The organism is Leifsonia sp. NPDC014704 (assembly GCF_043083605.1).
Classification (GTDB): Bacteria; Actinomycetota; Actinomycetes; order Actinomycetales; family Microbacteriaceae; genus Leifsonia.
In genome coordinates this window covers 487,632-511,013 of record NZ_JBIBYW010000001.1, presented here as the reverse complement: position 1 = coordinate 511,013, position 23,382 = coordinate 487,632, and the positions used below count along the sequence as shown (strand labels likewise).

Below are 23,382 nucleotides of genomic sequence, written 5' to 3'. Positions count from 1 at the left end.
CAGCAGAACATGAGCGGGATCCCGGCACGGGTCGACGCCGTCTGGCGCATCGACGGAGCGCGCGTCGTCGCGACGCTCGCGAAGGTGACCGGCGACGTCGGCCTGGCCGAGGATCTCGCGCAGGAGGCTCTCGTCGAGGCGCTGAATCAATGGCCCCGGGATGACGTGCCCGAGAATCCGGGCGGCTGGCTCGTCGCCGTGGCGAAGCGGCGCGCGATCGACCACTGGCGGCGGCGTGAACGGCTCGACGACCGGTACCGGGCGATCGCGGCGACGCTGGAGGAGACGGGCGAAGACGCCTGGGAGCCGATCGACGACGACGTGCTCCGGCTCGTGTTCACCGCGTGCCATCCTGCTCTGTCGCGGGAAGGTCAGGTGGCACTCACCCTGCGCGTGGTGGCCGGGCTCAGCACGGCGGAGATCGCCCGGATGTACTTCGTGCCGGTGGCCACCGTGCAGCAGCGCATCGTCCGGGCGAAGAAGACGATCGCTGAGGCGCGCATCCCGTTCGCCTCCCCCGAGCCCGCCGAGTGGAAGCAACGGCTCGCCGGCGTGCTCAGCGTCGTCTACCTGATCTTCACGGAAGGCTACGCGGCGACGACGGGACGCGAGTGGATGCGGGCCGACCTCGCGAACGAGGCGCTGCGCCTGGGGCGCATGATCGCTGCGCTGCTGCCCCGGGAGCCCGAGGCGCACGGACTCGTCGCGCTCATGGAGTTGCAGGCCGCGCGCTTCCCGGCGCGAACCCGGCCGGACGGGACCCCGGTTCTGCTGACCGAGCAGGACAGGACGCGATGGGACCGAGCGCAGATCGTTCGCGGGCGGGCGGCACTCGCCCGCTCGGATGAGCTGGGTCGCGGGCGCGGGCCGTACGCGCTGCAGGCCGCCATCGCCGAATGTCACGCGGTCGCGCCGAGCGCCGACGACACCGATTGGGACCGGATCGTCATCCTCTACGAAGCGCTCGGCCGGATCGCGCCGAGCGCGGTGGTGGAGTTGAACCGGGCGGCGGCGGTGTCCATGGCGACCGGTCCGGCCAACGCGTTGCGGATCGCCGACGAGCTGGCCGCGCGCGGCGCCCTGCCCGGATCGCACCTGCTGCCGAGCGTCCGCGGCGAGCTTCTCGCCCAACTCGGGCGGACGGAAGAGGCGGTCTCGGAGCTGACCGCAGCAGCGGGACTCGCCGCGAATGAGCGCGAGCGCGAGGTGCTGCTCGCCAAAGCCGCCCGCCTCCGCGACGCCTGACGTCCTCCGCGCCCCCACTCCCCGCCCATGCGCCCACCGTCGAGTCCGCAAACTTTGCACGTTCCAGCGTCGAGAACCGTGCAAAGTTTGCGGACTCGACGGTGGCGGGAGAAGGGGGCGAGCGACGGAGAGGGGGCGGGCGCGTCAGGCGGTGGGTGCGGGGCGCTGCGGGAGGCCGTAGAAGGCGCGCTCGAAGACCTGGCGGGCGCGGCGGGTGACCGCGAGGTAGTCCTCCTCGAGGCGGGAGGCGGAGCCGGGCGGGTACTCCATCAGCCGGGCGACCCCGTCGAGGGCGACGCGGTCGGACGGCAGCACATCGGCCGTCTTGTCGGCCCACAGGGTCATCGCCGATCGGGTCCGGGATGCGAACACCCACGCGTCACGCAGCCGCGCGGCGTCCTCGGCGGAGACGAACCCGTGCTCGGCTGCCGCGGCCAGCGCATCCAGTGTGGAGGTGGTCCGCAGCGCGGGCACCTCGGCGGCGTGCTGCAGCTGGATCAGCTGGACGAACCACTCGACGTCGCTCAGCGAACCACGCCCGAGCTTGAGGTGGCGGGATGGATCGGCACCCTGCGGCAGCCGCTCGTTCTCGACGCGCGCCTTGATGCGCTTCACCTCGCGGATCTCCTGCTCGCCGATGCTCTGCGGATAGCGCACCTCGTCGGCGAGCTCGGTGAAGTCGGCCAGCAGGCCCGCGTCCCCGGCGATCCCGCGGGCGCGCAGCAGCGCCTGGGCCTCCCAGGTGAGCGACCAGCGCTGATAGTACGCGCGGTACGAGTCGAGCGAGCGCGCGGGCGGGCCGTTCTTCCCCTCCGGGCGCAGGCCGATGTCGAGATCGAGCGGGAGCCGGTTGTCCTCGGTGAGCCGGTTCAGCTCCGACACGATCGCCAGTGCGCTCCGGTTCGCCGCGTCCTGGTCCGCGGCCAGCGGCCGGAACACGTACATCACGTCGGCATCGGAGCCGAAGCCGAGCTCGCGACCACCGAAGCGGCCCATGCCGATGACGGCGAACTCCAGCTGGTCCGCATCCCCTCGGGCGAGCCGGATGGCCTGCAGCACACCGGAGATGATGTTCTCCGTGACGTCGGTGAGCCCGTGCGCGAGCTCCTCGATCGTGGCGAAGCCGAGGATGCCGGAGAACGCGAGCCGCAGGATCTCCCGCCGCCGTACCGCCCGGAGCGCGGCGGCGGCCGTGTCCACCGACTCATGCCGGGCGAGAATAGCCGCCGTCTCCTCCCGCAGCAGCGCCGCCGGGCGCGGCCGCAGCTCGTCGTCGTCCTCGAGCCACGCGACGGACTCGGGGATGCGCCCCAGCAGCTCGCCGGCGAACCGCGACCCCGACAGGACGCGAGTGAGCCCTTCGGCCGCCCCCGTGGAGTCGCGCAGCATCCGGAGATACCAGTGGGTGCTGCCCAGCTCTTCGCTGAGCCGCCGGAAGGTGAGGAGGCCGTAATCGGGATCCGGGCCGCTCGCGAACCACTGCAGCATCACCGGGAGGAGGTGCCGTTGGATCGCCGCACGACGCGAGACGCCGGAGGTCAGTGCACCGATGTGGGCGAGCGCACCGCGCGGGTCGCGGAACCCGATCGCGGCGAGGCGCGCCTCCGCCTGCTCGCTGGTGAGTCCCGCTCCCCCGGCGAGCCGCGCGTCGTCGGCCGGTGTCGCCGCGACCGCGCTGAGCAGCGGGCGGTAGAAGAGCCGCTCGTGCAGTCCGCGGACACGGTGTTTGATCTCGTTCCACTGCGTGAGGAGGCCGTCGGCGCTGGGAGCGAGACCGGTGGCGCGGGCGAGGATGCGCACATCCGCCTCGTCGCGCGGCATCAGGTGCGTGCGGCTCAGCCGGCGCAACTGCAGGCGGTGCTCCATCAGGCGGAGCGAGCGGTAGTCGCGCGAGAAGGTCGCCGCCTCCTCGCGGCCCACGTATCCCTGGGCGGCGAGGGCGGCCAGGGCGGAGAGCGTGTCGCGCTGCCGCACGGCGTCGTCGGTCTGGCCGTGGACGAGCTGCAACAACTGGACGGTGAACTCGACATCGCGCAGCCCGCCGGGCCCGAGCTTCACCTGGTAGTGGACCTCGTCGTCCGGGATGTGGTCGGTCACGCGTTCACGCATCCGCTGCACCGACTCCACGAAGTTCTCGCGGGAGGCGCTGCTCCACACTTTGGGTGCGAGGGCGGCGACGTACCGCTCGCCGAGCCCGGGGTCGCCCGCGAGCGGGCGCGCCTTGAGCAGCGCCTGGAACTCCCATCCCTTCGCCCAGCGGTCGTAGTAGGCGATGTGCGAGTCGAGGGTGCGGACGAGCGCGCCGTCCTTGCCCTCCGGCCGCAGGTTGGGGTCGACCTCCCACAGGCCCGGCTCGATGGCGGGCTCGTGGATGCCGCGCATCGTCAGCATCGCGAGGCGCGTGGCGATGTCGACGGCACGGCCGGGCTCCAGTCCGGCCTCCTCGTCGCCCTCGGTGACGAAGATCACGTCCACGTCGCTGACGTAGTTCAGCTCGCGGGCGCCCGCCTTGCCCATCCCGATGATCGCGAATCGCGTCGCTCGCACCTGCTCCTCAGGGAAGCGGCCGGGGCCGGTGCCGATCGTCATCCGCCGCGCCACGGCCAGCGAGGCCTCGAGCGTCGCCGCGGCGAGGTCGGAGAGCGTCGCGGCGACGGCATCGAAGCCGCCGACCGGGTCGGACTGCTCCAGGTCGAAGCTCGCGACCTGGACCAGGCGGCGACGGTAGCGGATGCGGAGGCGCGTCCACGCGCTCTCGTCGCCGTCGGCGGCCACGCCGTCGACGGCTCCGACGACGTCGAGCAGGTCGGTGCGCAGTTCGTCCGCCGACGGGAGCGAGGTGATCGGGGCGGCGAGCGCATCCACCTCGGCCGGCTGGCGGAGGAAGAACTCGGCCGCTCCCTCCGATGCGCCGATCAGACGGAAGAGCCGACGGGCGTCGTCCTCGATCCGGAGAGCCGCCGTCGCCTGCTCCGGCGCCTGCCGCAGCAGCCGCAGCGCGGAGGCGAGCGCGGTATCCGGATCGGCCGCGACGGACAGCGCCGAGATCAGCGTCTCGGGCGGCAGCCCGGTGAGGTCGGCGAGCTCGTCGAGTCCGTCGCGGACCGAGCTCAGCCCCACGAACCCGGCGCGCGCCAGGGCGGTGAGGGAGAGCTGCTGCCGCGTCACGACGAAGGGGTCAGAGGATCTCGAGGTTGGATCGCAGCTCGTACGGGGTGACCTGCGCTCGGTACTCGGCCCACTCCTTGCGCTTGTTGAGCAGCACGTAGTTGAAGGCCTGCTCGCCGAGCGTCTCGGCGACAAGCTCCGAGTCCTCCATCAGCGAGATGGCGTGGTCGAGGCTCGCCGGGAGCTGGTTGTAGCCGAGGGCGCGTCGCTCCCCGTCGGAGAGTGCCCAGACATTGTCCTCCGCCTCCGGCGGCAGCTCGTACTGGCCCTCGATGCCCTTGAGTCCGGCGGCGAGCAGCAGCGAGAACGCGAGGTAGGGGTTCGCGGCCGAGTCGATCGCCCGGTACTCGACGCGCGAGCTCTGGCCCTTGCTCGGCTTGTACAGCGGCACGCGGACCAGCGCCGACCGGTTGTTGTGGCCCCAGCTGACGAAGCTGGGCGCCTCGTCCCCGCCCCACAGGCGCTTGTACGAGTTCACGAACTGGTTGGTGACCGCGGTGATCTCCGGCGCGTGGCGCAGGAGGCCCGCGATGAACTGGCGCCCGATCTTGGACAGCTGGTACTGCGCGCCCGGCTCGAAGAAGGCGTTGGTGTCGCCCTCGAAGAGCGACATGTGGGTGTGCATCCCGGATCCCGGGTGGCCGGAGAGCGGCTTCGGCATGAAGGTGGCGTACACGCCCTGCTCGATGGCCACCTCCTTGATGACCGTGCGGAACGTCATGATGTTGTCGGCCGTGGTGAGCGCGTCCGCGTAGCGGAGGTCGATCTCGTTCTGGCCGGGGCCCGCCTCGTGGTGGCTGAACTCGACGGAGATGCCGAGGTCTTCGAGCATGCGCACCGAGCGGCGGCGGAAGTCGTGGGCGGTGCCGCCGGGGACGTTGTCGAAGTAGCCGGCCGAGTCGACGGGCTCCGGGCCCTCGGTGCCGAAAGACGACGACTTGAGCAGGTAGAACTCGATCTCGGGATGCGTGTAGAAGGTGAAGCCGCGGTCGGCCGCCTTCTCCAGCGTGCGCTTGAGCACGTTCCGCGGGTCGGAGACGGCGGGCTGCCCGTCCGGCGTCGTGATGTCGCAGAACATGCGCGCGGTCGGGTCGACCTCGCCCCGCCACGGGAGGATCTGGAAGGTCGTCGCGTCCGGAAGCGCGAGCAGGTCGGACTCGTAGGCGCGGGTGAGGCCCTCGATCGCGGAGCCGTCGAAGCCGAGCCCCTCGCTGAACGCGCCCTCGACCTCGGCCGGGGCGATCGCGACGGACTTCAGGGTGCCCACAACATCCGTGAACCACAGCCTCACGAACTTGACGCCACGCTCCTCGATCGTGCGAAGAACGAAGTCGCGCTGCTTGTCCATCCTGCCCCTTTCCTCGGCCGTGTCCAGACTAGTGGCTGACGGGCAGCGTCACCCCGCACGCGTCGGTGCAACACCTGAAATGTAGGTGCGACACTTCTGTCATGCCGACCACATTGCTCCGCACTCAAGTGACACATACGCCGACCGTCGCCCATGCACTGGAGACTGCGCGGGAGAGGTGGCCTGGCGAATCGGATAGCAAGCTGCTCCTGCATCTGGTCGAGCTGGGCGAGCACGCCCTTCGGGCCGATCAGAGGAAGCAAGCGGACGATCGGCTGGCCGAACTCGATCGCATCAGCGCGCGCTACGCGCATGCTTTCACCGAAAGCCCCTCGGGCGCTCGAGACGGCCGGCCAGAGTGACCTTGGTTCTCGATGCGAGCGTGCTCATCGGACTGCTCAATCCGAAAGACGAACACCACGCTGCATCAAAGAAGGTATTCGAATCAGAGCGCGCCTTTCTCGTCCACCCCGTGAATTTCGCGGAGGCACTCATCCGTCCTCACAAGGCACACCTGGCGGTCGAGGCATTCGAAGACTTGCGGCGGCTCGGAGTGGTATCGACGCACCTCTCGGAGCAAGGCCCGCTCTTGCTCGCCCAGCTGCAAATCGCTGACGGACTGAGCGAGATGGACGCTTGCGCGCTCGGCCTGGCCGTTGACAACGACATCCCACTGGTGACCTTCGACAAGCGGCTTGCTGCCGCAGCGCGGAAGCGTGGACTCCACGAACCCATATCCGCCTGAGCCGCCGGACACCTCTGCGCGCCGTCACTAGACTGAGCCGCATGAGTGAGCAGTCACCGGTGCCCTCCGTCCATCCCGCGACCTCGTCGATGCAGTCGCTGAAACGGGTGCGTACCCGCCACTTCCAGGCGGCGAAGGAGGAGGGGGCGCCGTTCACCGGCCTGACCAGCTACGACATGCTCACCGCCCAGATCTTCGACGAGGCGGGGATCGACTTCCTCCTCGTCGGCGATTCTGCCGGCAACAACGTGCTCGGCTACGACACGACGCTTCCGGTGACGGTCGACGACCTCATTCCCCTGACGCGTGCGGTCGCCGGCGCGGTCAAGCGTGCGTTCGTCGTCGCGGACATGCCGTTCGGCTCGTACGAGACCGGCCCGCTTGAGGCGCTGCACACCGCGGTCCGCTTCATGAAGGAGACGGGCGCGCACGCGGTCAAGCTCGAGGGAGGCCGGCGCAGCGCCGAGCAGATCCGCCGGATCGTCGACGCGGGCATCCCCGTCATGGCGCACATCGGCTTCACTCCGCAGAGCGAGCACGGCCTCGGGGGTCACCTCGTGCAGGGACGCGGCCAGGCGGCCGACGACCTGCTCGCCGACGCGCACGCCGTCGAGGAGGCCGGCGCGTTCGCGGTCGTCCTGGAGATGGTGCCGGCCGAGGTGGCCAAGCGCGTGACGGCCGAGCTGCGCATCCCGACGATCGGAGTCGGTGCAGGGCCGCACGTGGACGGCCAGCTGCTCGTGTGGACGGACTGGGCGGGCTTCACGACGGGCCGCGTGCCGCGTTTCGTGAAGCAGTACGCCGACATCAAGACCGTGCTGTCGGATGCGGCGCGCGCGTACAAGGCGGATGTCCAGGAGCGGACGTTCCCGACGGAGGAGCACAGCTTCTAGCGGTCACCGGCTCCCGCACGTCGGCGCCGCGGCGCGGCCGGCCGCGGCAGGGCGGCCGACCGTCGCGGGTCTAGCGACCGTCCTCGGCGTCCTCCTCGGCCCACTTCGCGGAGTTCTCGCGCAGCTTCTCGAGGGCGTGCTCGGCCTCGTCGCGGGTGTCGAACGGGCCGACGCGGTTCGGCGCGGGTGACAGGAAACCCTGCTCCACCTCGCCGGTCTTCATGTTGTACCAGTACTTGTGCTCGGCGTCCTGCTTGATGCCGTACTCGTCGCTCGTCATAAGGTTGATCGTATGCCTAAGGATTCCGCCGGTCACCTGATCCCCGGTCGCGTCACCCCGATGCGGCCCGTGCCGAGCCGGATCGCGCACCCCGAATACGTCGGCCGTCCCGGGCCCGCTCCGTACACCCGCGGTGATGTGTACACGCCCGACGAGGTGGAGCTCATTCGCGAGGCCGGGCGCATCGCCGCGCAGGCGATCGAACGCGTCGGCGAGGCCGTCCGCCCCGGCGTGACGACGGAGGAGCTGGATGCGATCGGGCACGAGTTCCTGCTCGCCCACGACGCCTACCCGTCGACGCTCGGCTACCGCGGCTACCCGAAGTCGATCTGCAGCTCGGTCAACGAGGTCATCTGCCACGGCATTCCGGACGACACGGTGATCGAGGACGGCGACATCGTCAACATCGACATCACCGCCTACAAGAACGGCTTCCACGGCGACAGCAACCAGACCTTCATCGCCGGCACCGCCTCCGACGAGGTCGCCGGTCTTGTCGAGCGCACCCGCGAAGCCCTGGGTCGCGGGATCAAGGCCGTCGCCCCCGGGCGGCAGGTCAACGTCATCGGCCGGGCGATCGAGTCGTACGCCAAGCGCTTCGGCTACGGAGTGGTCCGCGACTTCACCGGTCACGGCGTCGGCGCTGCTTTCCACTCCGGCCTGATCATCCCGCACTACGACTCGGCGCCCGCCCACGACGACGTGATGGAGCCGGGGATGGTGTTCACCATCGAGCCGATGCTCACCCTCGGCACGCACGAGTGGGAGATGTGGGCCGACGACTGGACGGTGGTGACCCGCGACCGGAGCATCACCGCCCAGTTCGAGCACACGCTCGTCGTGACCGAGCGCGGCGCCGAGATCCTCACGCTCCCCTGAGATCCCACGCCGACAGCTCCGGAGTTTTTCACCCCTGACGGCTGATTCCGGCCGAAAAAGTCAGGAATTGTTGGAGTGTGCGGGGGTGGGCTCGGGCGCGACGGGCGCGGGGGCGGCCGCGGCCCGCGCGGGAGACGGCAGCGCGAACGCGATCCCCACCCCGAGCACCGTCGCCGCCGTCGCCACCCAGAAGGCGGTGTCGAAGGCTGCCGACACGGACGCGCCACCCTGGACAGCCGCCTGCAGCAGCACCGCGAACAGCGCGGTACCGAACGACCCTCCCAGCTGCTGCGCCGTCCGAGTCAGGATGCTGGAGTGCGCGATCTGCTCCCCTGCGAGCCCCTGGTACGAGGCCACCATGAGCGGCATCGTGATCGCGCCGAGCCCGAACCCGCGCACGAACAGGGCGACCAGCAGCAGCGGATCCGCCGCCGACGTCGGACCGAGCGCGAACGGGATGGTCGCCACCGCGACCACCGCGAACCCGGCCACCGCGATCCACCGGGCACCGATGCGGTCGATGAGCCGACCGGCGATCGGACGGCATGCCAGCGTCCCGAGCCCCTGCGGCACGAGCAGCAGGCCGGCGCCGAGCGCATCCGTCCCCCGTGCCTGCTGCCAGAACAGCGGCAGCAGCAGCATCGCGCCGTAGAGGGCGACACTGGAGAGGAACAGGAGAGTGGATGCCGACCAGACCGAGCGGACCCGCAGCAGTCGCACATCCACCAGCGCGGCTCCCTTCCGCCGCAGTGCCCAGAACACGAAGGCGGCGACGAGGGCCGCGCCCACTATCAACGGCAGCCACGCGTCGAGCCGCGCGAACCCGCCGTCCAGCACCGAGTCGGACAGGCCGAGCAGCAGTCCGGCGAGCCCGGGCACCAGCAGCAGCACGCCGATCAGGTCGAGGCTGCGCTTCGGGTCACGGCCGCGGTCCGACGGCAGCATCCGCCAGGCCAGCAGGAGACCGGCGACCGAGAACGGGATGTTGACCCAGAACACCCAGCGCCAGTCGCCGAGCGCGAGGATGAGCCCGCCGATGACCGGTCCGAGGATCGGGCCGGCCATCGCCGGGAGCCCGATCACCGCCGAGACGCGGCCGAGCTGACGGCCGCCGGCCACCTCCATCACCATCGTCGTCATGACGGGCAGCATGAGACCGCCGCCGATGCCCTGGAGCACGCGGAACGCGATGAGGGAGTCCGCGTTCCAGGCCAGGCCCGAGAGCACCGAGCCGGCGAGGAAGGTCGCCAGCGCCACCATCCACACGCGCTTGCCGCCCCACCGCGCCAGGCACCACGCAGACAGCGGCACGGTCGCGGCGAGTGCGAGCAGATAGCCGGTGGTCACCCACTGGATCCGCGCGACCGTCGTGTGCAGGTCGCTCGCCAGCGTGTGCAGGGCGACGCTGAGGATGGTCGTGTCGAAGACCACCGCCAATGCGCCGATGACGAGTGCGGTCGCCGTCCGCACGACCGCCCGATCCAGCTTGTTCGCCATGTCCGCTCCTTAAGATGCGCATCTGTATCTTAACGAGATCGTACGACGATCGGATAAGATGCGCAAATGGACTCTAAAGAGACCGGTGGTCGTCGACGCCGCGGAGCAGCCCTCGAGAGCGCGCTACTCGACGCCGCCTGGGACGAGCTCAACGAGCACGGCTTCGCCGCCCTCACCATGGAGGCTGTCGCCGCCCGGGCCGGCACCAGCCGCCCGGTCCTCGCCCGCCGCTGGGCGACGCGCAGCGATCTGGCACTCGCGGCGATCCGCCACCACTTCGCCGCCGAACCGATCCAGGTGCCCGACCACGGCAGTCTGCGCGAGGACACGCTCGACCTGCTGCGCCAGATGAACACCCGGCGCCGCGGACTGGTAACGGAGGTGCTCCTACGGTTCTCCGGCGTCGTCACCGAGGCCGACGGGGGCATCGCGGGCCTCCGCGAACGCCTGATCGGCGACCAGCCGACCCAGCTCGGCGCCATCCTCGAACGCGCGGACGCCCGGGGTGAGATCGACCTCGCCCGGCTCTCCCCCGTCGTCGCCGACCTCCCGCTGACCCTCGTCCGCCACGAGATGCTCATGCGGCTCACCCCGGCCGATGATGCGACCCTCGAGTCGTTCGTCGACGATGCGTTCCTCCCGCTCGCACTGGCGACCCGTCGGAGGAGCCCCGGCGAGCGGTGAGGTTCGCGGCGCGGTAGATTCGAGGCATGACTTCGCAGAAGCACGCGATCGGCATCGACATCGGCGGAACCGGCATCAAGGGAGGCCTGGTCGACCTGTCGACCGGCGAGCTCGTCAGCGACCGGGTTAAGCTGCCCACCCCGGAGGGTGGCAAGCCGGACGACATCGTCGAGACCACGAAAGAGATCGTCGACCGGCTGGCCCAGGAAGAGCCGGATGCGCCCGTCGGCGTCTGCTTCCCCGCGATCGTCAGCCACGGGGTCACCCTCTCGGCCGCCAACGTCGCGAAGGACTGGATCGGGCTGCACGCCGAGGACCTGTTCGAGAAGGCGCTCGGTCGCGACATCCACTTCGTCAACGACGCCGATGCGGCCGGATACGCCGAGACCCGCTTCGGTGCGGCGAAGGGCAAGGACGGGCTGGTCATCATGACCACGCTGGGCACGGGCATCGGGTCCGCGCTGATCTACGACGGCATCCTCATCCCGAACGCCGAGCTCGGCCACCTCGAGATCGACGGCCACGACGCCGAGTCGCGCGCCGCGTACTCCGCCAAGGAACGCGAGGACCTCAGCTGGGAGAAGTGGGCCAAGCGCCTACAGAAGTACTACTCGACCGTCGAGTTCCTGTTCACGCCCGACCTCTTCATCGTGGGCGGCGGAGTCTCGAAGCACTACGAGGAATTCCTCCCGCTGCTGAAGCTGAAGACCCCGATCGTCCCCGCCGTGCACCGCAACAACGCGGGCATCCTCGGGGCCGCCGCGCTGACCATCCGCAACGAGCGCCGCGACGCCGGCGAGCGCGGCCGCAGCGCGGAGGCCGGGACGCCCCAGGACGCTCCTGCGCCGACCCCGGCGTAACACCCCATGCCGCGGGGTCGCCTCCGGGTGATGCTGGGAGCCGCCCCGGGCGTGGGCAAGACGTTCGCCATGCTCGAAGAAGGCGAACGGCTCCGCGCGCTCGGGAAGGACGTCGTCGTTGCGATCGTGGAGACGCACGACCGAGCGGCCACCGCCGCTCTCGTCGACACGCTCGAGGTCGTGGCCCGGCGCAGCGTCGATCACCGCGGGGTGACGCTTACCGAGCTCGACCTGGATGCGGTCCTGCGCCGCGACCCCAGCGTCGCCCTGGTCGACGAACTCGCGCACACGAACGCTCCCGGGTCGGAGCATGAGAAACGCTGGCAGGACGTCGAGACCCTGCTGGAGGCGGGGATCGACGTGATCTCGACCGTCAACATCCAGCACATCGAGTCGCTGAACGACGTGGTCGAGCAGATCACCGGTGTTCCGCAGCGCGAGACCATCCCGGATGCCGTGCTGCGGCGTGCGGATCGCATCGAACTCGTCGACCTGGCGCCGCAGGCGCTGCGCGACCGGCTGGCGGACGGTCTCGTGTACCCGGCGGCTCGGGTGGATGCGGCCCTGTCGAACTACTTCCGCCTCGGCAACCTGACCGCCTTGCGCGAGCTGGCCCTGCTGTGGCTCGCCGACGAGGTCGACAACGCGCTGCTGCAGTACCGCGCCGAGCACGGGATCGCCGGCACCTGGGAGGCGCGCGAGCGCGTCGTCGTGGCGCTCACCGGCGGCCCGGAAGGTGAGACGCTGCTCCGCCGCGGAGCGCGCATCGCCGCACGGAGCGCCGGCGGCGAACTGCTCGCCGTGCACGTCACCAGCCAGGACGGCCTCCGCGAGGCGGAGCCCGGCGTCCTCGCGGCGCAGCGCGCGCTCGTGGAGCAGCTCGGCGGCAGCTATCACCAGGTGGTCGGCGACGACATCCCGCGCGCCCTGGTCGAGTTCGCCCGCGGCGAGAGCGCGACCCAGCTGGTGATCGGCGTCTCCCGCCGCAGCCGGCTCGCGGCCCTGCTGACCGGTCCGGGCATCGGCGCGACCGTGATCCGCGAGTCCGGCGACATCGACGTTCACATCGTGTCGCATGCCCGCGCCGGCGGGCGGTTCTCCCTGCCGCGTCCGCGCGGAGGGCTGACCGTGCGGCGCCGGGTGTATGGATTCGCCCTCGCCCTGATCGGCGGCCCTCTGCTGACCCTGCTGCTCACCAGCGTGCGGTCGGGCGAGTCGATGACGGCGGATGTGCTCAGCTACCAGCTGCTCGTCGTGCTCGTCGCCCTCGTCGGAGGGATCTGGCCGGCGCTCTTCGCGGCACTGCTCTCGGGGCTGACGCTCGACTTCTTCTTCGTGGATCCGCTCTACACGATCACCGTGGGCGAGCCCCTGCACCTCCTCGCGCTCATCCTCTTCGTCGTCATCGCGGCGCTCGTCAGCCTGGTGGTCGACCAGGCGGCGCGCCGCAGCCGTGCGGCGATCCGGGCAGCAGCGGAGGCGGAACTGCTGGCCACGGTCGCCGGCGGGGTGATCCGCGGCGAGGATGCGCTGCAGGCGCTGGTCGCTCGCACCCGGGAGGCGTTCGGGCTGAGCGCCGTGCGGCTCGTGGTCACCGGGCAGGAGCGCGCGGAGTCCATCGTGGCCGAGGACGGCGAAGCGGACGCGTCGCAACCGGTGCAGCGCATCCCGGTCGGGCCGGCGGCGGGCGACGAGCGAGGCGCGACGACCGGCCGCACGTCGCCCTCGTCGGGGCCGCACGAGATCGCGACGCTGGAGCTGTACGGACGCGACCTGGAGGCGAGCGACCGCCGACTGTTGTCGGCCATCGTCGCGCAACTGGAGGCCGCGCTCGAACACCGCCGCCTCACCGCCACGGCCGCAGAGCTCGCGCCACTCGCCGAAGCCGACCGTGTGCGCAGCGCACTGCTGGCCGCGGTCGGGCACGACCTCCGCCGACCGCTCGCCGCCGCGACCGCCGCGGTGACCACCCTGCGCCAGTCGGACCTCGCGCTCGGCGACGACGACCGGGAGGCGCTGCTGGAGACCGCGGAGGACAGCCTCCACGGTCTCGCATCGCTCGTCACGGACCTGCTCGACGCCAGCCGCGTGCAGGCCGGCGCGCTGGCGGTGTCGCTGGCTCCGACCGAAGTGGATGACGTGGTGCTTCCCGCGCTCGACGAGCTCGGCGCCGGCCCCGGCGACGTCGAGCTGGACCTCGGCGCCCACGTGCCGCCGATGCTGACCGACGGCGTCCTGCTCCAGCGCGTCATCGTGAACCTGCTCGGCAACGCCCTCCGGTACAGCCCACCAGACGCGCGGCCGGTGCTCTCCGCCAGCGAGTTCGCCGGGACGGTCGAGCTGCGCGTGATCGACCGCGGACCGGGCATCCCCGCCGAGCGTCGAGAGGCGGTCTTCGCGCCGTTCCAGCGGCTCTCCGACACCGACAACGAGGCGGGCATCGGCCTCGGGCTCGCCCTGTCGAAGGGGTTCGTCGAAGGGATGGGCGGCACGCTCGAAGCGGAGGACACACCCGGCGGCGGACTCACCATGGTCGTCTCCCTGCCCGCGGCACGGGAGGCGGACGCGTGAAGATCCTCATCGCCGACGACGACCCGCAGATCCTGCGCGCGCTGCGCATCCTGCTCACCGCCCGGGGCTATCAGGTGCTCACCGCGCGCAGCGGGGCGGAGGCGCTCAGCGTGGCCGTCGACCAGCATCCCGACCTGGTGATGCTCGACCTGGGCATGCCGGAGCTCAACGGCATCGAGGTCATCGAAGGGCTCCGCGGCTGGTCGAGCGTACCCATCCTCGTTGTTTCCGGCCGCACGGGCTCCGCCGACAAAGTCGACGCCCTCGACGCCGGCGCCGACGACTACGTCACGAAGCCGTTCGCGGCGGACGAGCTGCTCGCGCGCATCCGCGCCCTCACCCGGCGGCAGAGCACGACGACGGACGAACCGGTCATCACGTTCGGCGACGTGACGGTGGACCTCGCGGCGCGTCAGGTGACCCGGCGGGACGGGGACGGGACCCGCGCGGTGCGGCTCACGCCGACGGAGTGGCAGATTTTGGAGGTGCTGCTGCGGAATCCGCGGCGGCTGGTGACGCGCCAATCCCTGCTGACCCAGGTGTGGGGTCCGCAGTACACGACCGACACCGGCTATCTGCGACTGTACCTGTCGCAGCTGCGGAAGAAGCTGGAGCCCGAGCCGTCGCGGCCGCGCTACCTGCTGACGGAACCCGGGATGGGCTACCGCTTCACGCCCGACGGCGCCGACACCGACGCGCCCTGACGCCGCACATTCGGCACGAATGTGCGTTTCGAGCGCCCGAAAGCGCACATTCGGCACGAATCTCGTGAGGGAATGGGCCGGCTGATACGCCGGGTTCTGTCACGGTGCGAGCACCGCGGACGGCCATCTATCTCGGGACGACGTTGCCGCCGCCCTCCAGCGGTCTACCCGGGGACGAGACGAGCAGCCTCATGGTCCCCTGTCCGACCTTGCTCCGGGCGAGGTTTACCCAGCCGGCCGGGTCACCCCGGCCGCTGGTGGTCTCTTACACCACCGTTTCACCCTTACCGCGGGCCGAAGCCTGCGGCGGTCTGCTTTCTGTTGCACTTTCTCGCGGGTTGCCCCGGGTGGGTGTTACCCACCGCCCTGCTCTGCGGAGCCCGGACGTTCCTCGGCGGCCCGCTCTCGCGGACCGACGCGACCGTCTTGCCGACCCATTCCGCGCTCAACGATAGCGCAGGGGCCTGAGGTCACTCGCCGTGCCGAGGTCAGTGCCCCACGACAGTGCCCCACGTCAGAGCCCTGAGTCCTCCCCGCGCACCAGGATGGCGCCGCTGTCGGGGCAGAGCACCACGTCGTCGGCCGCAGCGCGGCGGATGTCGGACAGGTCCGACTCTGTCAGCTTCACGTTGGAGCCCATGGAGACGCCGCGGATGAGCGCGGCGGCGCCGATGCCGTAGCGCGTGCGCTGGCGCTCGTACAGCTCGATCAGGTCGGCCGGGAGCGTCTCAGCGATGGCGGCCCGGTCTTTCGCGAGCGCCGTTCGCTGCGCCTCCAGCTTGCCGGCCTCTTCATCGCGTTCGCCTTCGAGCGCGGCGACGCGGCCGTTCAGCTCGGCACGCTCCGCCTCCACCCCGGCGAGCGCCTGCTCCAGGTCTTCGACGCGCTGCATGACGGTCAGCTCGATCTCTTCGAGGTCGTTCTTGCGTTTGGCGAGCGACGCGAGCTCTGCCTCGAGCGCCTGGACGTCTTTCATCGAGGCCGACTGCTGCACGCGGTCGGAGTCGCGCTTCGCCCGCGCGTCGACGATCTGGACGTCGGACTCGATGCGCTTGAGCTCCGCCCGGGCGTCTTCCAGCTCTCCGGTGGCGGCGATCCACCGCGCACGAAGAGCCTCCACCTCGGGCTGAAGCTTCAGCAGCTCGGCCGCCTGCGGCAGGTTCTTGGTGGCGTGGGCGAGCTGCGCCAGGCGGGTGTCGGCCGCCTGGAGGCGCAGGAGCTCGTTCTGGTCGGCGGGGCTGGCTTTCACGGTGTGGTGCTTCCTTCATGCGAGGTGGTCATTGCAGGATGACGAAATCCCAGGGGTCGGTGCGGAGCTCGCTGACGACGACCTCCACCCCGGGCAGCGCGGCGCGCAGCTGATCGGCGGCGGTGTCGAGCCAGAGCCACTCGCTCGCCCAGTGGGAGACGTCGAGGAGGGCGGGGCCGCCGCCGAGCGCCGATTGCTCGCGTGCTTCGGAGGCGGGATGGTGCCGCAGGTCGGCGGTGATGTAGACGTCGGCATCCCGCACGGCGTCGCTGCCGAGCAGGGAGTCGCCCGCTCCGCCGCAGAGGGCGACGCGGGTGACCGGCTGGTGGTAGTCGCCGGCGGCCCGGACTCCCCCGGCCGTCGGCGGGAGGATGTCGGCGAGCGCGCGAGCGAGCTGCCCGAGCGTCGTCGGCTGCGCGAGGTCGCCGACGCGCCCGATGCCCGTCGTGCCGTCGGCCGCCGGTGAGATCGGGCGCGTGTCGCGGAGCCCCAGCCGCGTGGCGAGGACGTCGCTGGTGCCGTCGGCGACCACGTCTGCCGTGGTGTGCGCGGCGTACAGGGCGACGCCGCCGCGGATCAGCCGGGCGAGCAGCGCGCCCTTGTACCGGTCCTCCGCGATGCTGGTGACTCCCCGCAGCAGAAGCGGATGATGGGCGATCAGCAGGTCGGCGTCGAGCTCCACCGCCTCGTCCACGGTCGCCGCGACCGCGTCCACAGACAGCAGGATGCGCTCGATCGAAGCGGCCGGATCACCCGTCACGAGCCCCGGCGCATCCCAGCTCTCGGCACCGGCGAGCGGCCAGAGCCGCTCGATGGTGTCGCGGACGGAGGCGAGGGTGTGAGGCATGTCGATCAGCCTACGGGATGCGGTCCGAACGGCACCGGACGAGCCGAAGGTGTGGAGAACGCGACCACGCGTCGCGCTGTGGACGGAATCCCCCGTCGCGTCACGCCGCCGCCAGCTCCTGCCGCCGCACAGCCGGAACGGCGCTCACCAGCACTCCCAACATCCCGATGACGAGGGCGATGACCACCCCGATGTTGCTGGCGCCGATGCCCGCATTCGGGTCGATGCCGACGAGACGGAAGAGATATCCCTCCCACGCCAGCCAGGGCAACGGTGAGCTGATCGTTCCCCACCCGACCGCCGTTCCGGCCACCAACAGGCCCACATTGATCCACCGCCAGTCCGGGTAGACGCCGCCGCGAGCGAGCAGCGACGCCTGGTGGAAGCGGCGCGTGCGGAGCATCATCTCGCCCGAGAACACGCCGACCCACGCGGCGACCGGCACGGAGAGGGCAGTCGGGACGCCACGGATGACGGCGGACAGGTCGGTCACCGTCGCGGCCAGCACGATGCCGACCGCCGCGATCGCCGCACCGGCGATCAGCGTGCTCCACCGGCGCCCGAGCTTGACGCCCAGCGCGTCGAGGGTGAAACCGGCTGAGTACACGGTCAGCACGAGTGCCGAGACGAGCGACAGCCCCACGGCGAGCAGCAGCGGCAGCGGGTACCACGCGGGAAGTCCGAGCTGCACGAGGCCCGCCACCGGGTCGCGCGCGAGTTCCCCCGCCAGCCCGGGATCGGATGCGGCCAGCAGTCCGCCGTACGACACGAGCAGCAGCGGAGGCACGCCCGCGCCGAACGTCGCCCACAGCATCGCCGCACCACCGGATGACAGCGGCCGCTGGTAGCGCGCGACCTCGGCGCTGCTCATCGCCCACGCCAGCCCGACGTAGCTGAACACGATGACGGCCCCCGTGACCACGTGCGTCCACAGCGCGTCGGGCACGGCGAGCGCCCGCGACACATCCACGTGCCGCCAGGTCGCCGCCACCATCAGGGCGATGAGCACGGCGGAGGCGATGGTCAGCACCAGTTGCACGCGCGCGACGAGGGCGTATCCGAAGTAGGCGACGGCGACGGCGACCAGGATCGTGACCGCCAGCCCCGCGGAGGTCGCGAGCACCGCATCCCCCGGCCACTGCTCTGCGACCGTGAGCGACCCGGCCGCGGAGCCCGCCAGCCAGAGCAGGACCGACCCCCAGAACAGCTTCACGACCAGCGCGAGCACCGTCGGGATAATGTTGCCGCGGAGTCCGAACGACGCGCGGGAGACGACCAGCGTCGGCTGGCCGCTCCACTTCCCGGCGAGCGTGCCGAGGCCGAGCGGCAGGAACGAGAGCGCGACGCCGACGAGGGTCGCGACGAGCAGCTGGCGCAGGCTCAGCCCGAGCACGAAGAGGGTCGCGCCGACCCCCACGCTGATGAGCGAGGAGGTGCCGGCGAACCAGAGCCAGAACATCCGGGAGGCGCGTCCGACGCGGCGCTCGACGGCCGTCGGTTCGAGGTCGGCGGCCTCCGGGACGAAGACCCCGGGACGGCGCTTCGCGGGGGCTTCGGGAGTGGACACCTCGCCGGTAGCCGACGGAGTCGCCGTCGCGGCTACCGACGCGGCCACGGGAGCGGGGAGGTCGGCGCCGGTCGAGTCGTCGGTGTCGGTCTCCGACGCGACCCCCTCGGACTCGACCGGAGGCGCAGCGGGAGCGACCGCCGTCACCACCGGGACGAGGGGAACCGGTTCCGAGTCCCGCGGCGCCAACTCCTCCGGCACCAGACCGAGTGGCTCCGCCCGCGCGAGCGGTGGATAGGTGGGCGGGGCGACGGCCGCGACGGGTTCCGGCTCCGGCTCCGGCTCGGCTTCGGCGGGCGCCGACGCATGCCGCCCCGGCCGGTGCCCCTCATCGCCGTCCTCCGGCTCGCGCTCGCCGACCGGCAGGGCGTGAGCGCCGGTGGGATGCGCCTCCCGCGTCACCGACTCCGCCACCGACTCCGGCTCACTGCGCTGGATCGGGATCGCGGCCGTCGCCACCCACGGGCTGAAGGTCGGCTCGGGCCCAGTCGGCTCCCGGCGAACGGGCAGGTCGTCGAAGCTGATCGCCTGCGTCGGCGGCCCCGTCCACTCGCCTTCGTCATCGTCGGCGACATCGGCACCGCCTGTGTCGACATCCACTTCCGCGGGCGCCACATCATCGGGTCTGACCTCGTCGGGCGCCCCGCCGTCGGACGCCTCCTCCGCGCCCCCGCGGAGCGCCTCGGGAAGGATGATCGGGATGGCGGACGTGATGCGCGCGACCTCTTCCTCGAGCACGCTCGCCAGCTCGTCGTCGCTGTGCCGATCGGCCGCTCCCCGGTCCATGGCCCCCAGACTACGACGCGCCGCCCCCGAGCAGCAGAGCCTCCCTCCCGCCGCCGCCCTACCCACCGACCCCACCCACCGTCGAGTCCGCACACTTTGCACGTTTCGCGTCGAGAAACGGTAAGTCTCCGCGGACTCGGCGGTGGGTCGCCTGGATGCGGGGGCGGGGGAAGTAGCATCGGGGGTGTGAGCGAGATTGCGACCCCGTACGAGGACCTCCTGCGCGACGTGCTGACGAACGGCGCCCACAAATCCGACCGCACGGGCACGGGGACGCGCAGCGTCTTCGGCCGGCAGCTGCGGTTCGATCTCGCCGACGGCTTCCCGCTGATCACCACCAAGCGCGTCCACTTCAAGTCGATCGCGTACGAGCTGCTGTGGTTCCTGCGCGGCGAGAGCAACGTCGGCTGGCTGCGCGACAACGGCGTCACCATCTGGGATGAGTGGGCCGACGCGGACGGCGAGCTCGGCCCGGTCTATGGGGTGCAGTGGCGCTCGTGGCCGACCCCGGACGGCCGGCACATCGACCAGATCCAGCAGGTCATCGACACGCTGCGCAGCGACCCCGACTCCCGCCGCATCATCGTCTCGGCGTGGAATGTGGCCGACATCCCGAACATGGCCCTCGCCCCGTGCCACGCCTTCTTCCAGTTCTACGTCGCCGACGGCAAGCTCTCTTGCCAGCTCTACCAGCGCAGCGCGGACATGTTCCTCGGCGTCCCGTTCAACATCGCCAGCTACGCGCTCCTCACGCTCATGGTCGCTCAGCAGGTCGGCCTCGAGCCCGGCGAGTTCGTCTGGACCGGTGGAGACGTCCACATCTACGACAACCACGTTGAGCAGGTCACCGAGCAGCTCACGCGCGATCCCTATCCCTCGCCCACCCTGCGCTTCGCCCGCACGCCCGACAGCATCTTCGACTACCGGTTCGAGGACTTCGTCGTCGAGGACTACCAGCACCACCCGGCGATCCGCGCGGCCGTCGCCGTATGACGATCGCACTGATCTGGGCGCAGGCCCACGACGGGGTGATCGGCGTTGACGGCGTCATGCCCTGGCACCTCACCGAAGACCTGCGGCACTTCCGCGCGCTCACCGGCGACGATCCGGTGGTGATGGGCCGCCGCACCTGGGAGTCGCTGCCCGAGCGCTACCGGCCGCTGCCCGGCCGCCAGAACATCGTGGTCACGCGGCAGTCCGGCTGGGAGGCTCCCGGCGCGGTGGTGGCGCACTCGGTGGATGAGGCCCTCGCCTCCGCGGGAGACGCCCCCATCGTCTGGGTGATGGGCGGCGCCGAGCTGTACCGCCAGACGCTTCCGACAGCCGACCGGCTGGAGGTCACCGAGATCGACCTCGACGTCGCGGGCGACACGTACGCCCCCGAGCCGGGCGACGGCTGGACGGTCGACGCGGGCGAGTGGCTCACCGGCTCCAACGGGATGCGGTATCGCTTCGTCACCTACACGCGCTGAAGCGCGTCAGGTCAGCCCGGCGACCAGGTTCACCGTCGCGGCGACGATGACCGTCCCGAACAGGTACGACAGCAGGGTGTGACGGAGCACCGTGGCCCGGATGTACGCGTTCTGGATGTTCGTGTCGGAGACCTGGAACGTCATCCCGAGCGTGAACGCGAGGTAGGCGAAGTCGCTGTAGCGGGGCGGCTCCTTCTGGTTGAAGTCGATGCCGCCGCCGGTGCGGTAATAGATACGCGCGTACCGCAGTGCGTAGACGGTGTGCACCAGGGTCCACGAGAGGGCGACGCTGACGACGGCCAGCAGCGCGACTCCGAGCTGAGCTCCGCCCGTGAGAGTTTTCGCATCGACCAGGATGTAGACGACGGCGACGACGCTCGCCAGGGACGCCAGGAGGAGCACCAGATCGGTGGTCCGTCTGCCCGGATCCTCGAGGGTGGCGTGGTCTTTCGTTGAGGTGCCGTCGAGCCTCCAGACCGACAGCCACACCCACGCGATGTAGACGATGCAGGCGGCCGCCCAGCCCGCGATGACCGCGTAATGCCAGGCGTTCAGCAGCCCCACGATCACGGCGACCACCACGCCGGACGCGACGGCGGTGGTCATCTTCGCGCGGGTCCGGCCGCGGCCCTTGTGCAGATCGTCGGTCACACTCCGGATGTTCGCACACGCCGGCTGAGCGCGCCGTGAAGCAGCGCCGGTACGATCGATGACGTGACGTCAGCAGCCCACTCCGCCTCCACTCTCCGCCCGTCCCCTTTGGCCGAGCTCGACACCGCCGCGCTCCGCGAGGCGCACTCCGCGTTCGCCCGCGCGTACGACGACCTGAAGGCCGCCGGCCTGAAGCTCGACCTCACGCGCGGCAAGCCGTCGGCCGAGCAGCTGGACCTCTCCAACGACCTGCTGCACCTGCCCGACGGTCGCTACCGCGATGCCGCGGGCACCGACCTGCGCAACTACGGCGGCGCGACGGGACTGCCGGAGCTCCGCTCGATCTTCGCTGACGCGCTGCGCGTGCCGGTCGACCAGCTGCTCGCGCTCGGCAACTCCAGCCTGACCCTGATGCACGACACGATCATGTTCGCGCTGCTGCACGGCGTTCCGGGCGGCGAGCTGCCGTGGGCCGGCCGCCCGATCAGCTTCCTTGCGCCCGTCCCCGGCTACGACCGGCACTTCACCATCGCCGAGCGCCTCGGCATCCGGCTCATCCCTGTGCCGTCGGACGACAACGGCCCCGACATCGACGCGGTCGCGTCGCTGCTGGAGACGGACGACAGCATCCGCGGCATGTTCTGCGTCCCGGTGTACTCGAACCCGACCAGCGCCGTGTACACGGAGGAGGTCGTGCGGGCGCTCGTGTCGCTCCCGGCCGCCGACGACTTCCGGCTGATCTGGGACAACGCGTATGCGGTCCACCACCTCACCGACGAGCGCCCCGAGCCGATCGACGTGCTCGCCCTCGCGGCGGAGGCCGGCAACCCGGACCGCCCGCTCGTGTTCGCCTCCACCTCCAAGGTCACGTACCCGGGCGCTGGCGTGTCGTTCTTCGGCGCCTCCCCGGCCAACGTCGAGTGGATGCTGCACAACCTGTCGGCGCAGAGCATCGGTCCCGACAAGCTCAACCAGCTGCGCCACGTCGACCTGCTGCGCGACGCGGACGGCCTCGCGGCGCACATGGAAAAGCACCGCGCCATCCTGGAGCCGAAGTTCGCCGCCGTCGACGCGGCCTTCCGCGAGCGGCTCGCACCGTGGGGCGGCGGCACCTGGACGGCGCCGCGCGGCGGCTACTTCGTGAGCCTGGACGTGATCGACGGCGCCGCGAAGCGCGCCGTGCAGCTGGCGAAGGAGGCCGGCATCGCGGTCACACCGGCCGGGGCCACGTTCCCCTACGGCGACGACCCGCGCGACGCGAACATCCGCATCGCCCCGACCTTCCCGCCGCTGGACGAGCTGACGACCGCGCTCGACGGGCTCTGCACGGCGATCCTCCTCGCCGAGGCGGAGACCCTGCTGTCCGCGCAGGACTGACCCGCATGGCCGGCTGGACGGTCCGCGCCAGCACGGAGGACGACTGGCAGGCGTACCGCGCGCTGCGGTTCGAGATGCTCGAGGATGCGCCGATCGCGTTCCTGGAGACGCTCGAGCAGGCGCGCGCGCATCCCGACGAGCATTGGCGCAGACGTGCGGCGAACACATCGTCGACGAGCCGGCTGTTCGCCGCTGTCGCGGACGACGGCCGGTGGCTCGGCAGCATGGGCGGGTTCCAGTCCGCGCCGTCGCGGGAGCCGTACCTGGTCGGCGTGTACGTGTCGCCGGCGTGGCGCGGACGGGAGCACGGCATGACGGACGCGCTGCTGGATGCGGTGATCGACTGGGCGCGCGGACGCGGCGACCGCCTGCTGCTGGAGGTGCACGAGGACAACGAGCCGGCCATCCGCTCGTACCTCCGCCGCGGCTTCATGTTCACCGGCCGCACGCAGCCCTACCCGCTCGACCGCACCGCCGACGAGCGCGAGATGCAACTTCCCCTGACGCGGACCTCCCCCGCGTCACCCCCCGCCGGCTCCTGAGTTTTTCGCGCTTCCGA

Annotated in this window: 21 protein-coding genes and 1 other RNA gene; 13 read left to right on the top strand and 9 right to left on the bottom strand. The window is 71.0% G+C overall.

From position 1 onward, the window contains the following. Positions 1–9: 9 nt before the first annotated feature. Positions 10–1,245: an RNA polymerase sigma factor gene (locus ACF1AJ_RS02515; protein ID WP_391505990.1), complete on the top strand. Its 1,236-nt coding sequence runs from the start codon at positions 10–12 to the stop codon at positions 1,243–1,245. A gap of 144 nt (positions 1,246–1,389) precedes the next feature. Here the strand turns inward: ACF1AJ_RS02515 and ACF1AJ_RS02510 are convergent, their stop codons facing one another. Together ACF1AJ_RS02510 and glnA are read right to left on the bottom strand one after the other, a co-directional pair. Beyond that, positions 1,390–4,413, bottom strand: a complete 3,024-nt coding sequence (locus tag ACF1AJ_RS02510; RefSeq protein ID WP_391505989.1) for a bifunctional [glutamine synthetase] adenylyltransferase/[glutamine synthetase]-adenylyl-L-tyrosine phosphorylase — start codon at positions 4,411–4,413, stop codon at positions 1,390–1,392. Positions 4,414–4,423: 10 nt separating this feature from the next. After that, entirely contained in the window at positions 4,424–5,761 is a 1,338-nt protein-coding gene (glnA, locus tag ACF1AJ_RS02505) for a type I glutamate--ammonia ligase (RefSeq protein WP_309860187.1), read from the bottom strand. Positions 5,762–5,862: 101 nt separating this feature from the next. Between glnA and ACF1AJ_RS02500 the strand changes: the two genes are divergently transcribed. Genes ACF1AJ_RS02500 through panB form a run of 3 tightly spaced genes read left to right on the top strand, consistent with a single transcriptional unit; the run spans position 5,863 to position 7,399 of the window. Next, positions 5,863–6,123 (top strand): hypothetical protein, encoded by a 261-nt coding sequence (locus ACF1AJ_RS02500; RefSeq protein WP_391505988.1) that lies wholly within the window; start codon positions 5,863–5,865, stop codon positions 6,121–6,123. Further along, positions 6,120–6,506: a type II toxin-antitoxin system VapC family toxin gene (locus tag ACF1AJ_RS02495; protein ID WP_043742455.1), complete on the top strand. Its 387-nt coding sequence runs from the start codon at positions 6,120–6,122 to the stop codon at positions 6,504–6,506. The genes ACF1AJ_RS02500 and ACF1AJ_RS02495 overlap by 4 nt, the downstream gene beginning before the upstream one ends. 41 nt (positions 6,507–6,547) lie before the next feature. Beyond that, on the top strand, positions 6,548–7,399 hold the full coding sequence (gene panB / locus ACF1AJ_RS02490; protein ID WP_391505987.1) for a 3-methyl-2-oxobutanoate hydroxymethyltransferase: 852 nt from the start codon (positions 6,548–6,550) through the stop codon (positions 7,397–7,399). 70 nt (positions 7,400–7,469) lie between these two features. On the opposite strand, the gene ACF1AJ_RS02485 is transcribed toward panB, so the two are convergent. Further along, positions 7,470–7,679, bottom strand: coding sequence for an SPOR domain-containing protein (locus tag ACF1AJ_RS02485; RefSeq protein WP_018191320.1), 210 nt, complete (start codon positions 7,677–7,679; stop codon positions 7,470–7,472). A gap of 12 nt (positions 7,680–7,691) precedes the next feature. On the opposite strand from ACF1AJ_RS02485, the gene map reads away from it, so the two are divergent. After that, on the top strand, positions 7,692–8,558 hold the full coding sequence (gene map / locus ACF1AJ_RS02480) for a type I methionyl aminopeptidase (protein WP_391505986.1): 867 nt from the start codon (positions 7,692–7,694) through the stop codon (positions 8,556–8,558). 60 nt (positions 8,559–8,618) lie between these two features. Here the strand turns inward: map and ACF1AJ_RS02475 are convergent, their stop codons facing one another. Beyond that, positions 8,619–10,055, bottom strand: coding sequence for an MDR family MFS transporter (locus ACF1AJ_RS02475; RefSeq protein WP_391505985.1), 1,437 nt, complete (start codon positions 10,053–10,055; stop codon positions 8,619–8,621). A gap of 66 nt (positions 10,056–10,121) precedes the next feature. On the opposite strand from ACF1AJ_RS02475, the gene ACF1AJ_RS02470 reads away from it, so the two are divergent. From ACF1AJ_RS02470 to ACF1AJ_RS02455, 4 genes are read left to right on the top strand one after another with little or no spacing between them, the layout of a single operon-like run. Then, positions 10,122–10,739, top strand: coding sequence for a TetR/AcrR family transcriptional regulator (locus ACF1AJ_RS02470; RefSeq protein WP_391505984.1), 618 nt, complete (start codon positions 10,122–10,124; stop codon positions 10,737–10,739). A 26-nt stretch (positions 10,740–10,765) separates the two neighbouring features. Beyond that, positions 10,766–11,599, top strand: a complete 834-nt coding sequence (ppgK, locus tag ACF1AJ_RS02465) for a polyphosphate--glucose phosphotransferase (RefSeq protein WP_391505983.1) — start codon at positions 10,766–10,768, stop codon at positions 11,597–11,599. A gap of 6 nt (positions 11,600–11,605) precedes the next feature. Further along, the gene (locus tag ACF1AJ_RS02460; protein WP_391505982.1) at positions 11,606–14,170 is read left to right on the top strand and encodes an ATP-binding protein; all 2,565 of its coding nucleotides are present in this window, start codon (positions 11,606–11,608) and stop codon (positions 14,168–14,170) included. Beyond that, complete coding sequence (locus tag ACF1AJ_RS02455; RefSeq protein ID WP_391505981.1) at positions 14,167–14,874, top strand: response regulator; 708 nt, start codon at positions 14,167–14,169, stop codon at positions 14,872–14,874. The genes ACF1AJ_RS02460 and ACF1AJ_RS02455 overlap by 4 nt, the downstream gene beginning before the upstream one ends. A gap of 69 nt (positions 14,875–14,943) precedes the next feature. On the opposite strand, the gene rnpB is transcribed toward ACF1AJ_RS02455, so the two are convergent. The 4 genes from rnpB to ACF1AJ_RS02435 all read right to left on the bottom strand — a co-directional run bounded on the left by rnpB (position 14,944) and on the right by ACF1AJ_RS02435 (position 19,323). Further along, positions 14,944–15,311, bottom strand: an RNA gene (gene rnpB, locus ACF1AJ_RS02450) — RNase P RNA component class A. A gap of 77 nt (positions 15,312–15,388) precedes the next feature. Continuing rightward, complete coding sequence (locus ACF1AJ_RS02445; RefSeq protein ID WP_391505980.1) at positions 15,389–16,123, bottom strand: zinc ribbon domain-containing protein; 735 nt, start codon at positions 16,121–16,123, stop codon at positions 15,389–15,391. 28 nt (positions 16,124–16,151) lie between these two features. Further along, complete coding sequence (locus ACF1AJ_RS02440; RefSeq protein WP_391505979.1) at positions 16,152–16,970, bottom strand: Nif3-like dinuclear metal center hexameric protein; 819 nt, start codon at positions 16,968–16,970, stop codon at positions 16,152–16,154. A 100-nt stretch (positions 16,971–17,070) separates the two neighbouring features. After that, positions 17,071–19,323, bottom strand: coding sequence for a purine-cytosine permease family protein (locus tag ACF1AJ_RS02435; RefSeq protein ID WP_391505978.1), 2,253 nt, complete (start codon positions 19,321–19,323; stop codon positions 17,071–17,073). Between the two features lie 186 nt (positions 19,324–19,509). Here ACF1AJ_RS02435 and ACF1AJ_RS02430 point away from each other — a divergent pair, with 186 nt between their 5' ends. Next, positions 19,510–20,316 (top strand): thymidylate synthase, encoded by an 807-nt coding sequence (locus ACF1AJ_RS02430; RefSeq protein ID WP_391505977.1) that lies wholly within the window; start codon positions 19,510–19,512, stop codon positions 20,314–20,316. Beyond that, a complete protein-coding gene (locus ACF1AJ_RS02425) occupies positions 20,313–20,795 on the top strand; it encodes a dihydrofolate reductase (RefSeq protein ID WP_391505976.1) in 483 nt (160 codons plus the stop codon). Before ACF1AJ_RS02430 ends, ACF1AJ_RS02425 begins: the two co-directional genes overlap by 4 nt. A gap of 6 nt (positions 20,796–20,801) precedes the next feature. On the opposite strand, the gene ACF1AJ_RS02420 is transcribed toward ACF1AJ_RS02425, so the two are convergent. Beyond that, positions 20,802–21,401 (bottom strand): DUF1345 domain-containing protein, encoded by a 600-nt coding sequence (locus tag ACF1AJ_RS02420; RefSeq protein ID WP_391507421.1) that lies wholly within the window; start codon positions 21,399–21,401, stop codon positions 20,802–20,804. Between the two features lie 108 nt (positions 21,402–21,509). Here ACF1AJ_RS02420 and ACF1AJ_RS02415 point away from each other — a divergent pair, with 108 nt between their 5' ends. Both ACF1AJ_RS02415 and ACF1AJ_RS02410 read left to right on the top strand, forming a co-directional pair. Further along, entirely contained in the window at positions 21,510–22,823 is a 1,314-nt protein-coding gene (locus ACF1AJ_RS02415) for an aminotransferase class I/II-fold pyridoxal phosphate-dependent enzyme (protein WP_391505975.1), read from the top strand. Positions 22,824–22,828: 5 nt separating this feature from the next. Further along, on the top strand, positions 22,829–23,365 hold the full coding sequence (locus ACF1AJ_RS02410; protein ID WP_391505974.1) for a GNAT family N-acetyltransferase: 537 nt from the start codon (positions 22,829–22,831) through the stop codon (positions 23,363–23,365). Positions 23,366–23,382 lie beyond the last annotated feature (17 nt).